Genomic DNA, 15,996 nt, shown 5'->3' with positions numbered 1-15,996 from the left:
AGCGACCGGGTTGCTCCGGCCGCTGGGGGTCAGGCCTGTGCGGGCGCAGCCTTCACGCGAAACAGCTGCTTGAGACCCGAGAACAGCGGCGCCTTCACGGTGCCCGGCGCACGGCCGAAGCTTTCGGTGATGCGGTCGAGAATGATCGCGAGCAGCACGACCGACAGACCGCTTTCGAAACCGAGGCCGATGTCGAGGCGCTGGATACTGGCGAGCACGTCGTTGCCGAGGCCGCCCGCGCCGACCATCGACGCGATGATCACCATCGACAGCGCCATCATGATCGTCTGGTTCACGCCCTGCATGATCGACGGCAGCGCATTCGGGAACTGCACCTTGTACAGCAGCTGCCACGGCGTGCAGCCGAAAGCCTGGCCGGCCTCGACGATCTCGCGGTTCACGTGGCGGATACCGAGGCTCGTCAGGCGCACCGCGGGCGGCATCGCGAAGATCACCGTCGACAGGATCCCCGGCACGCGGCCGAGACCGAACAGCATCGCAGCCGGAATCAGGTAGACGAATGCGGGCATCGTCTGCATCAGGTCGAGGATCGGGCGCACGATCGCGGCGACCCACTTGCTCTTCGCGGCCCAGATGCCGAGCGGGATGCCGAGCACGAGGCTGATGATCGTCGACGACAGCGTGAGGCCGAGCGTGATGACCGTCTGGTCCCAGAAGCCCGTCGCGAAGATCAGCAGCAGCGACGCGGTGGTGAACAGCGCGAAGCGCCAGCCCACCCGCCACAGCCCGATGCCGATGAAGATGGCCATCATCATCCACATCGGGATCGCCTGCAGGCCATGCTCGACGAATGCCGCGAGCCCCTCGATCGCCTGGCCGATCGCGTCGAACGTTTTTGCGTCGTGGTCGAGCAGGTAGTGAACGGACTGGTCGACCCAGGTACCGAGCGGAATCATTTCAGACATGGGAACCTCGCGAACGCGTGATGGCCTTCAGGATGAGCGCACGATCGACCGAGCCGCAGTAGCAGCCGTCGTCGTCGACGACCGGCAGCGCATTCGGGCTCGCGACCACGCGCGCGACGACATGTTCGAGCGACGCATCGCGCCGGATGGATTCGATCGGGCTCACGGACGGCGTGGCCTGACCGATCGCATCGCGCGTGACGAAGCCGCGAATCTTGCGTTGCGCATCAAGCACGAACGCATAGTCGGCGCTGCCGTTCAGCGTCGCCGCGACGTTCGCGGCATCGCACTTCGATACGATCGGCACGGCGCCCGTCTGCATCAGGTCGCCGGCCGTCAGGTAGCGGCTGGTGTCGATCCCGTCGAAGAACGCGCGGACATAATCGTCGGCCGGGTTCGCGATGATGTCCTGCGGCGTGCCGACCTGCACGAGCCGGCCGCCTTCCATGATCGCGATGCGGTTGCCGATACGCAGCGCTTCTTCCAGATCGTGCGACACGAACATGATCGTGCGGCGCTGTTCCTTCTGCAGTTGCAGCAGCACATCCTGCATTTCGCGGCGCTTGAGCGGATCGAGTGCGGAGAACGCCTCGTCCATGATCATCAGCGACGGGTTCACGGCCAGCGCGCGGGCGAGGCCGACGCGCTGCTGCATCCCGCCCGACAGCTCGGACGGCAGCTTGTGCGAGAACGGTGCGAGGCCGACCTGCTCGAGCACCTCCATCGCGCGGCGTTCGCGTTCTTTCTTGCTGACACCCGCGACTTCGAGGCCGAATGCGGCATTCGACACCACGGAGCGATGCGGCATCAGCGCGAACGACTGAAACACCATGCTCATGTCCTTGCGGCGCAGCGCGGTCAGCGCCGAGCGGCGTGCCGACGCGACGTCGAGCCCGTCGATCATCACCTTGCCGGCGCTGGGATCGACCAGCCGGTTCACGAGGCGGATCAGCGTCGACTTGCCGGAACCGGACAGGCCCATCAGCACGAAAATTTCGCCTTCCTGCACATCGAAGGAGACGTTGTGCACGCCGACGACCTGGCCGGTGCGCTTGAGCACATCGTCCTTCGTCGCGCCGGCGGCGAGCATGTCGAGCGCCTGCTGCGGGTTGCTTCCAAACACCTTGCACAGACCTTCGACCACGACCTTGGGGGCATCCATCGAAACCTTCTCCTCGTGTAGCGGGGACTCGCGCTTGTCTTAGCGTGCCTACATAGTTGCCAGAAAAAACCCCGACCTGCCGACGAATTACGACAAACGCTTGCGCAAATACGACACGGCCTCCAGCCCCGCCGGGCGGGCCGCTGCACGCGGCGGCACCCGATTGCGGCGGCGCAATACGCGCACGGCCAACAACGGCGGGCATCGCGCGCCGGACTTGTGCGCAGCAGCGCGGCACATATCGCGCTGCGCTTTGCGCCAATTCGCATCGGGCACGCGTCGCTTTACGACAATTTCACGTCCGATCACGCGTCGATCTGCTCAGACGAAAGCGCATCGCATCCACCAGTAAAAAGCATGACCGTACAAAAAGCCGCGCGGCGACACCGGACGGTGCACGCCGCGATACCGCGCCAACCCGGAAAATCCGCAACGGCCGCTGTGATACATTCCCCGCCAACAGGCTGATCGGGACGCAGGCCGCCATTACGGCCACCGTGATCAGCAGCGCATGCCGGTTCGCCTGCCGGCCATGCCGATACCGCCTCGATCGGCAAACATCCGATCGCAGGCCGATAACGATACGAGAGAGGGAGCAAGGCGAGATGAACTGGGCTTTTACCGCAATCGGCTTCATCGTGGGCGGGATTGCCGCATTGATCGGGGATTTCTCCGCCATCACCGGCGCAGTGCTCGGCGCCGCGATCGGGTTCTGCCTCGACAACACGCTGCAACAGCGCAAGCGCAAGGCCAAAGGCGCGACACCCGCCCCGTTCGCGATGCAGGCGCCGCCCGCCCAGCCGCCGGTTCCGCTGGCCGAGCGCGTCGCGCGCCTCGAAGCGACCGTCGAAACGCTGACGCGCGAAATCGCATCGCTGCGTGGCCAGCTGGCCGGCACGAAGGCCGGCACGGCCACGACTGACGCGACCGTGCACACGCCCACCGGTACTGCCTCTGCCACCCCGTCCGCACCCGTCCCGCCTTCGGTCGCCCTGCCGCCGCGCGCGCCTGCCCAGCCGGCCGCCGCACGCTCGGACGCACCGGCATCCGCATCGGCACCGGCTCCCACACCCGCTCGCACCGCCACGCCGGCACCGACACCGGCCGCCGCGATCCGCGCGAGCGAAACACCTGCTGCTCCGCCCCCCGCACCGTCGGTTCCTCCCGCCCCGCCCAAGCCGCGCGAACCCGACCTCGTCGAGCGCGCATTCCGCGCCGCACGCGACTGGCTGCTCGGCGGTAACACGGTCGTGCGCGTCGGGATCATCGTGCTGTTCTTCGGCGTCGCGTTCCTGCTCAAGTACGCGGCCGACAACAACATGCTGCCGATCGAATTCCGCCTCGCCGGCACCGCGCTCGCCGCGGCCGCGCTGCTCGCGATCGGCTGGCGCGTCCGTACGCGCCGCGCGGCGTACGGGCTCGTGCTGCAGGGCGGAGGCGTCGGCATCCTGTACCTGACGATCTTCGCCGCGACCAAGCTGTACACACTGCTGCCCGTCGGCGCCGCGTTCCCGCTGATGGTTGCGGTGTGCGCGCTGAGCGCGTTCCTCGCAGTGCGGCAGAACGCACTGCCGCTCGCGTTCATGGGCACCGCCGGCGGCTTTCTCGCGCCGGTCCTGCTGTCGACCGGCCAGGGCAACCATGTCGCGCTGTTCAGCTACTACGCGCTGCTGAACGCGGGCATCTTCGCGATCGCCTGGTTCAAGGCCTGGCGTCCGCTGAACCTGCTCGGCTTCGTGTTCACGTTCACGATCGGCTCGGCGTGGGGCGTGACGGCCTACCGCCCCGCGCTGTTCGCGAGCACCGAGCCGTTCCTCATCCTGTTCTTCCTGATGTATGTCGGCATCGCGCTGCTGTATGCGGTGAAGCGCGAGATCGCGCTGCGGCACTACGTGGACGGCACGCTCGTGTTCGGCACGCCGATCGTCGCGACCGCGCTGCAGGCGTCGCTCGTGAAGGACATGCCGTTCGGGCTCGCGTGGAGCGCCGTCGCGCTGTCGGCGTTCTACGTCGTGGTCACCGCATGGCTCGCGCGGCGCCGCGACCGCCTCGCACTGCTGTTCGAATCTACGCTCGCGCTCGCGGTGATCTTCGCGACGCTGGCCGTGCCGCTCGCGTTCTCGGGCCCGACGACCAGCGCCGCGTGGGCGATCGAAGGCGCGGCCGTCGTCTGGCTCGGCGTGCGCGAGAAGCGCATGCTGCGGTTCGGCTTCGGCCTGCTGATGCAGGTTGCCGCCGCCGGCGCATTCTTCACGAGCCTGCTCGGGCCGGCCGACGCCACCGCGCTGCCGGTGCTCAACAGCCCGACCATCGCGATGCTGCTGATCGCGCTCGCCGGCGTGTTCACCGGCTGGTGGCTGCACGGACGCGGCGAAGCACGCGCGTGGCGTGCGTGGATGCCCGAGATCGGTGCCGCCGCCGCTGCGTGGGGGCTGCTGTGGTGGGTGAGCGGCGGGCTGCACGAGATCCTCGTCTACGCGAGCCGTCACGTCGACCTGCATGCCGACCGCTTCGTCGTCGATTCAACCGCGCTGTTCGCGGCCGGCACCGCGTGGCTCGCGCATGTCGCGCGCCGCCGGCTGGCGTGGCCGCTCGCCGAATGGCCCGCGCTCGCGCTGACGCCGGTGCTGGCGCTGCTTGCGCTGCGTGCGTTCGATGCCCACGAAGCGCCGCTGTCGGGGATGGGCGCGTTCGCGTGGCCCGTCGCCGTCGGCGCAGGCCTCGCGCTGCTATGGCGCCAGTCGCGCGGCACGGCTGGCGCCGATTCCGCGCAACGCACGGTGCCCGGCGTCGCGCCATCCATCTCGGCAGGCATCATCGCGCCGCTGCATACGCTGATGTTCTGGACCGTGTGCGGGCTGCTGTCGCTCGAAGGCTTCTGGCGCCTGCGCGCGTACGTGCCCGAAGGAGCGTGGAGCTGGAGCGCGTGGGCCTACGGCTTCGGCGCGCTGCTCCTGCTGGTGTCGGGCCCCGGCTCGCGGCTGCGCTGGCCCGTCGCGGCGTTTCCGCGTGCGTACCAGGTGTGGGGCGCGGCACCGCTCGCCGCACTGCTGTGGCTGTGGAGCATCGCCAGTGTGATCAGCGACGGCAACGCGGCGCCGCTCTTCTGGCTGCCGCTGCTCAACCCGCTCGACATCGCGCAGTTCCTGGTGTTCGTCGCGTTCGCCGTGTGGCTGCGCCGCCTGAAAACGCTCGGTATCGCGTGGCATCCGCGCGTCGTCGACTACGCAGCGATCGCCACCGTGTTCCTGTGGTTCAACGCGCTGATGCTGCGCACGCTGCATCACCGCTTCCACATGGTCTACGACACCGACACCGTGCTGTCGTCGTTCGGCATCCAGCAGGTGTTCATGGTCGGCTGGAGCCTGTTCGCGTTCGCCGGGATGTGGCTGACGCGTCGCGACGGCATCGCCCGCGTGTGCGCGCTCGCGTCGCTGCCGCTGATCGTCGTGATGTGGGTGTGGACCTTCTATGCGAACTTCACGCAGGACGGCGGAAGCTGGGCGCGGGTGCCGCTCTTCAACCCGCTCGACCTCGTGCTCGCGGTCGTCTATGCGCTCGCCGCGACGTGGTTCGTGCGTGCGCGCAAGCTCGGCTGGTCGTTCGACATCCATCGCGTCGCGCTGCTGAGTGCGGCCGGCGCAACCGCGTTCCTGTGGCTGAACGCGATCCTGCTGCGCACGCTGCATCACTGGGCCGGCGTGCCGTACGAACTCGGCGCGATGGCGGAATCGACGCTCGTGCAGGCGTCGGTGTCCGTGTACTGGACGCTCTGCGCGCTTGCGATCACGATCTGGGCGACGCGCCGCGGGCTGCGTCCGCTGTGGTTCGTCGGCGCCGCGCTGCTTGCGCTCACGGTCGTCAAGCTGTTCCTGTTCGACCTGTCGCACGTGACCGGCATCGAGCGCATCGTGTCGTTCATCGGCATCGGCGTGCTGCTGCTGTTGATCGGGTATTTCTCGCCGCTGCCGCCGAAGGCCGCGGCGCAGCAGGACGACAAAGTATGAAACGACTCACCGCCCTGCTCGGACTGAGCCTGCTCGCGTCGTTCGCGGCGGCCGACGGCATGCCGGGTGCCGGGCACGCCGCGCAGCGCTTCTCGCTCGACCTCGACGGCACTGCCGCGTATTACCAGCTCACCGTGCCGCAGCCCGTTTATGCGGCGAGCCGGCGCGACGACCTCGGCGACGTGCGCATCTTCAACGGCGCGGGCGAGCCGGTGCCGTATTCGCTCGACGCGCCCGCAGTGGCCGTGCCCGCCGTCCCGCCGACACGCACGCCGGTGCACTGGTTTCCGCTGCCACCCGCGCGCGCCGACAACGGCAACGCGCCGCTCGGCGTGACGGTCGGCCCGGACGGCGCGCTGCGCGCGGGCGTCGCCGCACCGGTGCCCGCAAAGCACGGCGCGGATCTCGTCGACCTGTCGCATGCGGACGGCGACATCGACGCGCTGCTCGTGCACATCGGCGACGACAGCTACCAGGGGCGTGTCGCCGTCGAAGCCAGCGACGACCTGCGCAGCTGGCGCTCGCTCGGCAGCACGCAGCTCCTGAAGGTCGGCCACGGCGACGCCATGCTGGTGCAGGAACGCATCGCGCTCGAAGGCGCAGCGCCGCGCTACTTGCGGCTCGACTGGCTCGACGGCGCGCCCGCGGTTACGTCGATCGACGTCGAAACACACCCGCGCGATGCGCGCGGGACCGACACCGCGTCCGTGCCGCGCCAATGGCGCGACGCCGTGCGCGTACGGGCCGGCGGCACGCCTGGCGAGTACTTGTTCGACACCGACGGCGCATATCCGGTCGACCGCGTGCGCATCGACCTGCCACAGCCGAACACCGTCGCGCGAGCGACGTTGCAGAGCCGCGCCGACGCGCAGGCGCCGTGGCGCGACGTCGCGGGTGCCGTGCTGTTCCGGCTGCAGGGCAAGGCCGGTGAGCAGCGCAATCCGCCGCTCGAGTTCGCGGCGAATACGGATCGCGCGTGGCGGATCGTCGTCGACATGCGCAACGGCGGCTTCGGTGGCGGCCAGCCGGCCGTCGCGGTCGGCTGGCATCCGGCCGCGCTGACGTTCGTCGCGCGCGGCACACCGCCGTTTACGCTCGGCGTCGGCGATGCGTCGCTGGTGTCGTCGGCCGTGAGTCGCGACGCGCTGCTGGTCGGCATGGCGCCCGAAGTGCGGCCCGCACGCGTCGGCGCGGCGTTGCCGGTGTCAGCGGTCGCACCGGCGCCGGCCGTCGATACGGACGCACCGCGCCGCTACGTGCTGTGGGGCGCGCTGGTCGTCGCGGTCGGCGTGCTCGGCACGATTGCGTGGCGCCTCGCGAAAGGCGGCGGCGATACGCACGGCCGCGACGGATGACGCAAGGCGCTTGTCGCCCGTCTTTACGCGCCATTTATCGGGCGAACCTGTTTCTTTCGACGGTCGCAACGCATAACTGCGTACAGTCGTCGCATCGGAACCACGATGCGACGACATGCAGGAAACCTATCCATCGTATGACCGGCCGGCGCCGCGCACGCGCGTGCGCCCGGCCCTGCGGCTGAAGCGCTTTCTGCTGCTCCTCCCGATCGTGCTGCCGCTGTCGATCGCATTGCCCGCGCATGCCGACGACACGCCCGCAGCACCGGTCACCGCCGCCAGCACGCCCGAAGCATCGCCGCCCCCCACCCTCGACACGATCGTCATCGCGCTGCGCAATCGCTTCCACGTCGCGTATGCGGACGCACGCACGATCGCGCGCGCGGTGCAGACCGAATCGGACCGCTACGGGCTTGCCCCGGCGCTGCTGCTCGCGATCATCGCGGTCGAGTCGGGCTTCGATCGCCACGCGGTCAGTGTCGCCGGCGCGCGCGGGTTGATGCAGGTGCTGCCCACCGCCCATCGCGATCTCGTCGCGCATGTGAAGGATCTGTCCGATCCGGCCACCAACGTGCGGATCGGCGCGGCCATCTTCCGCGGCTATCTCGACGACGCAGATGGCGACGTCGAAACCGCGCTCGTGCGCTACAACGGCGGCACGAAGCGCTATGCGCAGCGGGTCGCGCTGCGCGTGCAGCAATTCGATGCGCAGTTGCGCCATTCGAACGGCGCAACGAGCGACGAACTGCGGACGGCCGCGAACCCCTGAGCGCGTCGCTACCGCGCGCCGGCAAGCCGGTAGCCGACACCCGTCTCCGTCAAGATGTACGCGGGCCGCCGCGGATCGCGCTCCAGCTTGCGCCGCAGGTGGCCGACATACACGCGCAGATAGTGCGCATCCTTGCCGTGCGTCGCGCCCCACACCTCGCTCAGCAGACGGTCGTGCGTGAGCAGCCGGCCCGCGTGATGCGCGAGCGCGGCCAGCAACCGGAATTCGATCGGGCTCAGATGCACGCGCGCCCCGCCGCGCAACACCTGGCGATCGGCGAGATCGACGGTCACGTCGCCGAAGCACACACGTACCGCATCGATGCGCCCGCCGCCGGCTTGCCGCCGCAGGTGCGCACGAATCCGCGCGATCAGCTCGGCGGCGCCGAACGGCTTGGTCAGGTAGTCGTCTGCGCCCGCGTCGAGCGCGGCCACCTTGTCGCTTTCCGCGCTCAGCGCCGACAGCACGATCAGCGGCGCAGCCGAGCACGCGCGCAGCGCACGAATCAGTTCGGTGCCGCCAATGTCGTGCAGGTTCGTGTCCGCGACGATCAGGTCGGGCCGTCGTGCGCCGACGGCCGCCACGCCCGCCGCACCGGTCGCGGCCTCGCAGACGTGCATGCGTTCGGCCTTCAGCGCGACACGGACGAAATGCCGGATGAACCTGTCTTCGTCGACGATCACGATGACGACGGTCGGTTTGCTCATCCGGCAGCACCTCCGTCCGGTGCGTCATGCGCGCTTAACCGCGCCGCACAGTGCGTGTCCATGCTCACGCCCATCCGCATGCCACCAGCACCATGTCGATCAGCTTGATGAACGGGAACGGCAGCAGCACGCCACCGAGGCCGTACAGCAGCAGGTTCCTGCGCAGCAGCGGCGCGGCACCGAGCGGGCGATAGCGCACGCCCTTCAGCGCGAGCGGAATCAGCGCGACGATGATCAGTGCGTTGAAGATCACCGCCGACAGGATTGCCGACGACGGCGACGCGAGGTGCATCACGTCGAGCACGCTCAATTGCGGATACGTCGTCGCGAATGCGGCCGGGATGATCGCGAAATACTTCGCGACGTCGTTCGCGATCGAAAACGTCGTCAGCGACCCGCGCGTCATCAGCATCTGCTTGCCGATCTCGACGATCTCGATCAGCTTCGTCGGGTTCGAGTCGAGGTCAACCATGTTGCCCGCTTCCTTCGCCGCTTGCGTACCCGTGTTCATCGCCACGGCGACGTCGGCCTGCGCGAGCGCCGGCGCGTCGTTCGTGCCGTCGCCCGTCATCGCAACCAGACGGCCTGCCGCCTGGTGCTCGCGAATCGTCGCGAGCTTGGTTTCCGGTGTCGCTTCCGCGAGGAAATCGTCGACACCCGCTTCCGCTGCAATCGCCGCGGCCGTCAGCCGGTTGTCGCCCGTCACCATCACGGTCTTGATGCCCATCTTGCGCAGCTCCGCGAAGCGCTCCTTGATGCCGCCCTTCACGATGTCCTTCAGCTCGATCACGCCGAGCACGCGAGCGACACCGTCCACCCGCTCCGCCACCGCGAGCGGCGTGCTGCCGCGACGCGCGATGTCGGTCACGACCGCTTCGACTTCGCGCGTGACGCGGCCACCGTGGGACTCGACGTAATGCTTGATCGCGTCCGCCGCACCTTTGCGAATCTCGCGGCCAGCCGCCCCGGGAGCAGAACCCGCGGGGAACAGGTCGACACCGCTCATCCGCGTCTGCGCGCTGAACGACAGGAACACCGGATGCAGCGCCTGCATGTCGCGCTCGCGCAGGTTGAAACGCTGCTTCGCGAGCACGACGATGCTGCGGCCTTCCGGGGTTTCGTCGGCGAGCGACGACAGTTGCGCGGCATCGGCCAGCGCTTCCTCGGTCACGAACGGCGCGGGCACGAACGCCGACGCCTGGCGGTTGCCGAGCGTGATCGTGCCAGTCTTGTCGAGCAGCAGCACGTCGACGTCGCCGGCGGCTTCCACCGCGCGGCCCGACGTCGCGATCACGTTCGCCTGCATCATCCGGCTCATCCCGGCCACGCCGATCGCGGACAACAGCCCGCCGATCGTCGTCGGGATCAGGCACACGAGCAGCGCCACCAATGCGGTGATCGTCACGACATGGCCGGCTTTCATCGCTTCGACCGCGAACGTCGAGAACGGCAGCAACGTGGCGGTTGCGAGCAGCATCACGATCGTCAACGCGACGAGCAGGATCGTCAGCGCGATCTCGTTCGGCGTCTTCTTTCGCTTCGCGCCCTCGACCATCGCGATCATCCGGTCGAGGAACGCCTCACCCGGATTGACGGCGACGCGCACGACGATCCAGTCGGACAGTACGCGCGTGCCGCCCGTCACCGACGAGAAGTCGCCGCCCGCCTCGCGGATCACCGGTGCGGATTCGCCGGTAATCGCCGATTCGTCGACCGACGCGACGCCTTCGATCACGTCGCCGTCGGCCGGGATCGTGTCGCCGGTTTCGACGAGCACGACGTCGCCTTTGCGCAGGTCGGTCGACGCCATCACTTCGACGGCCGCCTTCGCACGCGGCGCCGCAAGCTTTTTCGCGACCACGTTGTGTTTTGCACTACGCAGCGATGCGGCCTGCGCCTTCGAGCGCCCTTCGGCGAGCGCTTCGGCGAAGTTGGCGAACAGCACGGTGAACCACAGCCACAGCGCGATCGCGACGATAAAGCCGGCGGGCGCTTCGGCCTGGCCGAACAGCGCGGCGATCCACAGGATCGTGGTCAGGATGCTGCCGACGTACACGCAGAACATCACCGGGTTGCGGAACTGCGTGCGCGGCGTGAGTTTCCTGAACGAATCGGCGATCGCCGGGCGCACGAGCGCGGGGTCGAACATCGAGCGCACGGCCGTGCGCGCATGGCCTGGCTGCGCGGGACGCGGACCTGTCATGGGAGGGAGAGACATGGCGGTTTCCTTTTGCCGGCGCGCTCGCGCAACGGCAGCCGGCGTCGGTCAGGCGAGCCGGCTGCCGTTGCGCGTTTTCGCGTGCGGCTTCCGTTTCCACGCAACCATCTTATGAAGGTTCGCGTGAAGATCGCGGCAAAGGATCGCGTCGAGGTATAAAAAGCGCGTAAACGCCGGTTTCGCCGCGGCGCGGCGGGGGTGTCTCAAGGGCCGTACACGAGCGGGAGCGCCACACTCCGCTCATTCGGCGTTTACGCGGCAAAGCAGGAAAACGAACCGGCGCGCAGCGTTCAGCCGAACGTGTAGCGCCCGTGCTGACGCGGACGCCACGGCGACGAGCGGCAACTCGCGGCCCCCGCCGCGCGTCGTGCCGCCCAGCCTGCGCCGCGGCGCACGTGCTGGCCGCGCCGGGCCGCTGCGACCACGCGCGCCGGCAACGCATACGCGAGACGCCGCACGGCCGCCACGCGCACAGCCATGCGCGACGCCGGCGACACGCGGCGCGCGACCTGCGCGATCGGCCGCTTGCAAAGGATCGCGCTGTCGTAGCGCTTGCCGTCGAAGCGCATCACGTCGACAACGTCGAAACCCTGCGCGCCGTAGAACGCAAGCAGGTGCGAAGCGGGATGCGGCGTATCGAGTGCGAGCAGCGTATAGCCGCGCAACGCGGCCCATTGCTCGGCGAACGACAGCAGCAACGCGCCGATCCCGCGGCTCTGGCAATCGGGATCCACCGCCACCTGCCGCACGCTCGCGACACCTTCGCGCCGGTACAGCGAGCACGCCGACGACGGATCGGTCGCATACAGCGTGGCCGTGCCGATCACGCGTCCGCCGCACACGGCGACGTAGCACTCGCCCGCTTCCGCGCGGCGGCGCGTGACGTCCTCACTTTGGTCGACACACGTGCAGTTGAGCCCCATCGCGCCGAGCCGCGCGAACGCGCGATGCAGCATCGGCGTGAGTTGGGCATAGCTGTCGAAGGCCGGATCGAAACGCCGCACGATCACCCGATCGGCGCACACTGAAGGCGGCGCGGCGGGAGACCGTTCGGCGATCACGTTCCAGGGTATCGACATTGCCTTGCTCCGTGGTTGGGATGCCCGAAGTCTATGAGCGCGCCAACCGCCCTCGCAAGAAAAAATGTCGTAAAAGTTTGGGGAAATGCGTGCGGGAGGGACGATCTCGACCGTGCGTGCCACGGCGCCGCGCGCATCGTTGCGAACGCATGACAGCGCGCCGATCGTTGTTTGCGCAAGCAATGCGACCCGCGGCCGGATCACGCGTCGGCGAACACCGTTGACACATGCGGCGGCGCCTTCCAGACTCGCGGATTCCTTCCTTCACCGAGCGCGCTCATGATCACCTGCTTCCTTCGCTACGTCATCGATCCGTACAAGCTCGACCAGTTCGAAACGTACGGCAAGATGTGGATTCCGCTCGTCGAAAAATTCGGCGGCACGCATCACGGCTACTTCCTGCCATCCGAAGGGGCGAACAACATCGCGCTCGCGATGTTCTCGTTCCCGAGCCTCGCCGAGTATGAGCGTTACCGCGAACGCTCGATGGACGATCCGGCCTGCCAGGCCGCATTCCGCTACGCCGAGGAAACACGCTGCATCGTCAGCTACGAGCGCAGCTTCTTCCGGCCGGTGTTCGAGTAACGGGCAAGCGCCCGGCGCATCGCGCCCCCTTTCCTGGCCGGGACAAAAAAAAGCCCCGCCTGCATCCGCGCGGCGGGGCCAACCCATGTCAGTAGAGACATCATGGAGGAGACGGGCCCATGTTATCGACCACGGCGCGCCGTCCCAACCAAGCATTTCTGCTATCGATCTGGGCGGCCGCGCACACGATTGCCCCTGCCGCACGGCATATCGATAGAACGAAAAGTCGTTTTCAGAGTGGCGGCGGGGTCGTTACCATCTGGTTTTAAGCCTGTGCTTAGCCGGGCAAGCCATCCCCAAGGAGCGCCCCTTGACTGCATTCGATCAACACCGCCGCCCGTTCGTCGTCGGCATTGGCGGTACCACCCGGGCAGCGTCGTCGACCGAACGCGCGCTGTCGTTCGCGTTGCGCGGCGCGCAGGCAGCCGGTGCACGCACGCGGCTGTTCGACGGCCCGTTCCTGCATACGCTGCCCCACTACGCGCCTGAACACAAAACGCTGACCGACGCGCAGCGCGACCTGATCGACGCCGTGCGCCAGGCCGACGCGATCATCATCGCGACGCCCGGCTATCACGGCGGCGTCTCCGGCCTCGTGAAGAACGCGCTCGACACGCTCGAGGAACTGCGCGCGGACGATCGCCCGTATCTCGACGGCCGCGCGGTCGGCCTGATCGTCACCGCGTACGGCTGGCAGGCGGCCGGCACCGTGCTGACATCGCTGCGTTCGATCGTGCATGCGCTGCGCGGCTGGCCGACGCCGTTCGGCGCGACCGTGAATACGCTCGAAACGCGCTTCGACAGTGCCGACAGCTGCTCGGATCCGAAGGTCGTGGCCCAGCTCGAGACGGTCGGCACGCAGGCGGCCGAGTTCGCGCTCGCGTTCGCATCGCATCGCGCGGCTTCGCATGCAGCATCGGTCGACGCGCTTGCGCCCGTGCTGAAGATCGCCAACCAGTAATTTTCCCGCCTTCCACCGCCCGCGCCCGGCCGACCACGTTCGCCGGCGCGGGCGGTGCGCATTCGGACGAACGGCCACGCGCCGTGCACGCCGACGCTGCTCCCCGCTCGCCCTTCCCCGCGCCCCGTGCCGATAACGATTCGGCCCGCTGCGTGATTTGCATTGGCCGAAAGATTGGTTCACGCCGCGAGCGGGTTTTCGTACGCTGAACCTCCGAACTTTCTCCGCGCACGCCATGAACCGTACGATCCGCTACAAGGGCTACGAAGTCGCCCCCGCTGCCGCCCGGTTGCCGAACGGGCTGTTCGCCGCCAACCTGACGATCGAAAAAGCGAGCGGCGGCCCGTCGCCACGCGCCGTTTCGTTCGACGCGATCGATTTCTTCTTCGAGGAAGAGCACGCGCTGGCCTACGCGTCCCGCTGGGGCCGCCTCTGGGTCGACACGAACGCGTGACGCACGCCTGGCCGGCGTGCGCATGGCCGCTCGAAAATACGCGTTTACGGAAGCTATGCAAAAATCTTTCGACCCGTAAACGTATGACAACAGCCATGAGTGACACGCTGCACGAAGAGCATGCAGCCGCAGATCACGCAATGCGCAACTGGACCTTCGAGAAGCAAGGTCCGGTACGGATCGGTTCCGATGCGCACATGCAGATGTTCTGTCGCATGCTGCTCGACACACACAACCCGTACAAGCCGGCGGTAATCGACTGGCCGGCGCTCAAGCCCGCCGAGCTCAAACGGCTCACGTCGCTGCCGATCTGGGACATCGCGGTGCAGACCGAAGGCCGCGCATCGATCCGCGTGGCAACCTATGCGGCGACAATCGGCAATCCGCTACTGCGCCGCGCACTCGAGATGGACGGCGGCGAGGAAGCGCGGCACAAGGTCGTGCTGTCGAAGCTCGTCGAAGCCTACGGCATCCGGCTCGCCCCCGAACCGGCATACCCTGCGCCGAAAGATCCCGAGTGGTGGTGGATCGTCACGGGCTTCAGCGAATGCATCGACAGCTTCTTCGCGTTCGGCCTGTTCCGTTCCGCGCAGCGCTCCGGCTATTTCCCGCCCGAACTCGTCGACACCTTCGAGCCGGTGATCCAGGAAGAAGGCCGCCACATCCTGTTCTTCGTGAACTGGTACGCGTGGTACTGGCGCTCGCTTCCGTGGTGGCGCCGGCCGTGGTTCTTTGCGCGGGTCGCAGCCGTATGGGTGCATTTGATCCGGGAGCGCATCGGCATCGCGCGCGGCATCGATTCCGACGGCGTCGCACGTGACGCGAACTTCCCGGCGACCGGCACCGGCGACATCGGCGACGCGCTCAACCCGCGCGAGTTGATCGAACTGTGCCTCGCCGAGAACGACCGGCGGATGGCCGGCTACGACAAGCGCCTGCTGCGCCCGATGTTCGTGCCGCGCATGGCGCGGTTTGCGCTGCGGTTTCTCAAGAAGTAGGAAAGCCGTCCCGGGCAAGAGTCCGGTTGCCCGGTTGTCAGGTCGGGCAACCGGGCCAAGCCCGCTCGGCGATCGAAACCTCGGGCCGCTGAATTCCATCGGGATCCGGCCGTCGGCAACGGCATCGCCTGCATACGGCCGCGCGGCAAGCGATACGCGGAGCCCAGCGCTCCGTTCTGTTGGGCGACCCGCGACCCGGGCCGCGTTCGAACTTCGCTACGCGCTCGTCGTACTTCCACGGCAAGCCGCATCACCTGGGCCGCCCTGCCCGCCGCCCGCTCGAAGTCGCCCCATCGCATACGGTGCGGGACCGCACCGACCTGCATCGGCCTGTCGGATGTGGCGCCCCCGACACACTCACTCGCACCCTTTTTTCTTCGGTGCTTCGGCGCGCGCGGACAAATTGTCACACCCGGAATTTGACGAATCGGGGACGTCGCCGCCGACGCCGGACAGCGTCTTTAACAACCTGTCGCCAGCAGGCGCACCGCCGACGCAGGGCCCGCCTCCCTGACGGGTTCGCCCCGTCTTCGAACCCCATTCAATTTTCACCATCGCCGAAATAGTCAATAGGACAAATTCGAAAGATGAATGATGACGGCCCGACCTGCCGCCCCGTAGCACTTTTTTACAAATTCGACGAGCCAACCGGCCCGGAACGCCCGTCGCGCGGGCCATCGCAGCGGACGAGATGCGCAATTCAGCACAGCCCGATGTTCTCAATTTCAAATTAAATTGATTTATAGTTAATCCGCATAATAAATAGAAAATCGAC

The 15,996-nt window shown here is 67.7% G+C and carries 11 protein-coding genes and 1 pseudogene; 7 read left to right on the top strand and 5 right to left on the bottom strand.

What is annotated here, in order from left to right:
* Positions 1-29: 29 nt before the first annotated feature.
* Both choW and BCEP18194_RS25080 read right to left on the bottom strand, forming a co-directional pair.
* On the bottom strand, positions 30-926 hold the full coding sequence (gene choW, locus BCEP18194_RS25085) for a choline ABC transporter permease subunit (RefSeq protein WP_011354067.1): 897 nt from the start codon (positions 924-926) through the stop codon (positions 30-32).
* Positions 919-2,210, bottom strand: a pseudogene (locus BCEP18194_RS25080) (quaternary amine ABC transporter ATP-binding protein); the annotation flags it as partial. The pseudogene BCEP18194_RS25080 and the gene choW, both read right to left, overlap by 8 nt.
* A 483-nt stretch (positions 2,211-2,693) precedes the next feature.
* On the opposite strand from BCEP18194_RS25080, the gene BCEP18194_RS25070 reads away from it, so the two are divergent.
* The 3 genes from BCEP18194_RS25070 to BCEP18194_RS25060 all read left to right on the top strand — a co-directional run bounded on the left by BCEP18194_RS25070 (position 2,694) and on the right by BCEP18194_RS25060 (position 8,219).
* A complete protein-coding gene (locus tag BCEP18194_RS25070; protein WP_011354064.1) occupies positions 2,694-6,095 on the top strand; it encodes a DUF2339 domain-containing protein in 3,402 nt (1,133 codons plus the stop codon).
* Entirely contained in the window at positions 6,092-7,450 is a 1,359-nt protein-coding gene (locus BCEP18194_RS25065) for a DUF3999 domain-containing protein (protein ID WP_011354063.1), read from the top strand. The genes BCEP18194_RS25070 and BCEP18194_RS25065 overlap by 4 nt, the downstream gene beginning before the upstream one ends.
* A 115-nt stretch (positions 7,451-7,565) precedes the next feature.
* Positions 7,566-8,219: a lytic transglycosylase domain-containing protein gene (locus BCEP18194_RS25060; RefSeq protein ID WP_011354062.1), complete on the top strand. Its 654-nt coding sequence runs from the start codon at positions 7,566-7,568 to the stop codon at positions 8,217-8,219.
* 8 nt (positions 8,220-8,227) lie between these two features.
* Here the strand turns inward: BCEP18194_RS25060 and BCEP18194_RS25055 are convergent, their stop codons facing one another.
* The 3 genes from BCEP18194_RS25055 to BCEP18194_RS25045 form a co-directional block, all read right to left on the bottom strand.
* Positions 8,228-8,926, bottom strand: coding sequence for a response regulator (locus BCEP18194_RS25055; protein WP_011354061.1), 699 nt, complete (start codon positions 8,924-8,926; stop codon positions 8,228-8,230).
* A gap of 64 nt (positions 8,927-8,990) precedes the next feature.
* Positions 8,991-11,075, bottom strand: a complete 2,085-nt coding sequence (kdpB, locus tag BCEP18194_RS25050) for a potassium-transporting ATPase subunit KdpB (protein WP_041493460.1) — start codon at positions 11,073-11,075, stop codon at positions 8,991-8,993.
* Positions 11,076-11,434: 359 nt separating this feature from the next.
* The gene (locus tag BCEP18194_RS25045; RefSeq protein ID WP_011354059.1) at positions 11,435-12,223 is read right to left on the bottom strand and encodes a GNAT family N-acetyltransferase; all 789 of its coding nucleotides are present in this window, start codon (positions 12,221-12,223) and stop codon (positions 11,435-11,437) included.
* A 279-nt stretch (positions 12,224-12,502) separates the two neighbouring features.
* On the opposite strand from BCEP18194_RS25045, the gene BCEP18194_RS25040 reads away from it, so the two are divergent.
* The 4 genes from BCEP18194_RS25040 to BCEP18194_RS25025 all read left to right on the top strand — a co-directional run bounded on the left by BCEP18194_RS25040 (position 12,503) and on the right by BCEP18194_RS25025 (position 15,221).
* The gene (locus BCEP18194_RS25040; RefSeq protein WP_011354058.1) at positions 12,503-12,808 is read left to right on the top strand and encodes an NIPSNAP family protein; all 306 of its coding nucleotides are present in this window, start codon (positions 12,503-12,505) and stop codon (positions 12,806-12,808) included.
* A 310-nt stretch (positions 12,809-13,118) separates the two neighbouring features.
* Positions 13,119-13,769 carry an NADPH-dependent FMN reductase gene (locus BCEP18194_RS25035; protein WP_041493184.1) on the top strand — a complete coding sequence of 217 codons (651 nt, stop codon included), beginning with the start codon at positions 13,119-13,121 and terminating at the stop codon, positions 13,767-13,769.
* A gap of 235 nt (positions 13,770-14,004) precedes the next feature.
* Positions 14,005-14,223, top strand: a complete 219-nt coding sequence (locus tag BCEP18194_RS25030; RefSeq protein ID WP_011354057.1) for a hypothetical protein — start codon at positions 14,005-14,007, stop codon at positions 14,221-14,223.
* A 95-nt stretch (positions 14,224-14,318) separates the two neighbouring features.
* A complete protein-coding gene (locus BCEP18194_RS25025) occupies positions 14,319-15,221 on the top strand; it encodes a hypothetical protein (RefSeq protein ID WP_041493183.1) in 903 nt (300 codons plus the stop codon).
* The last annotated feature ends 775 nt before the right edge of the window (positions 15,222-15,996 follow it).

Origin of the sequence: Burkholderia lata (assembly GCF_000012945.1) — a bacterium.
In the GTDB taxonomy this organism is placed as follows: Bacteria; Pseudomonadota; Gammaproteobacteria; order Burkholderiales; family Burkholderiaceae; genus Burkholderia; species Burkholderia lata.
Note: the sequence above shows the minus strand (reverse complement) of the source record. Positions and strands in the feature narration are given on the sequence as shown.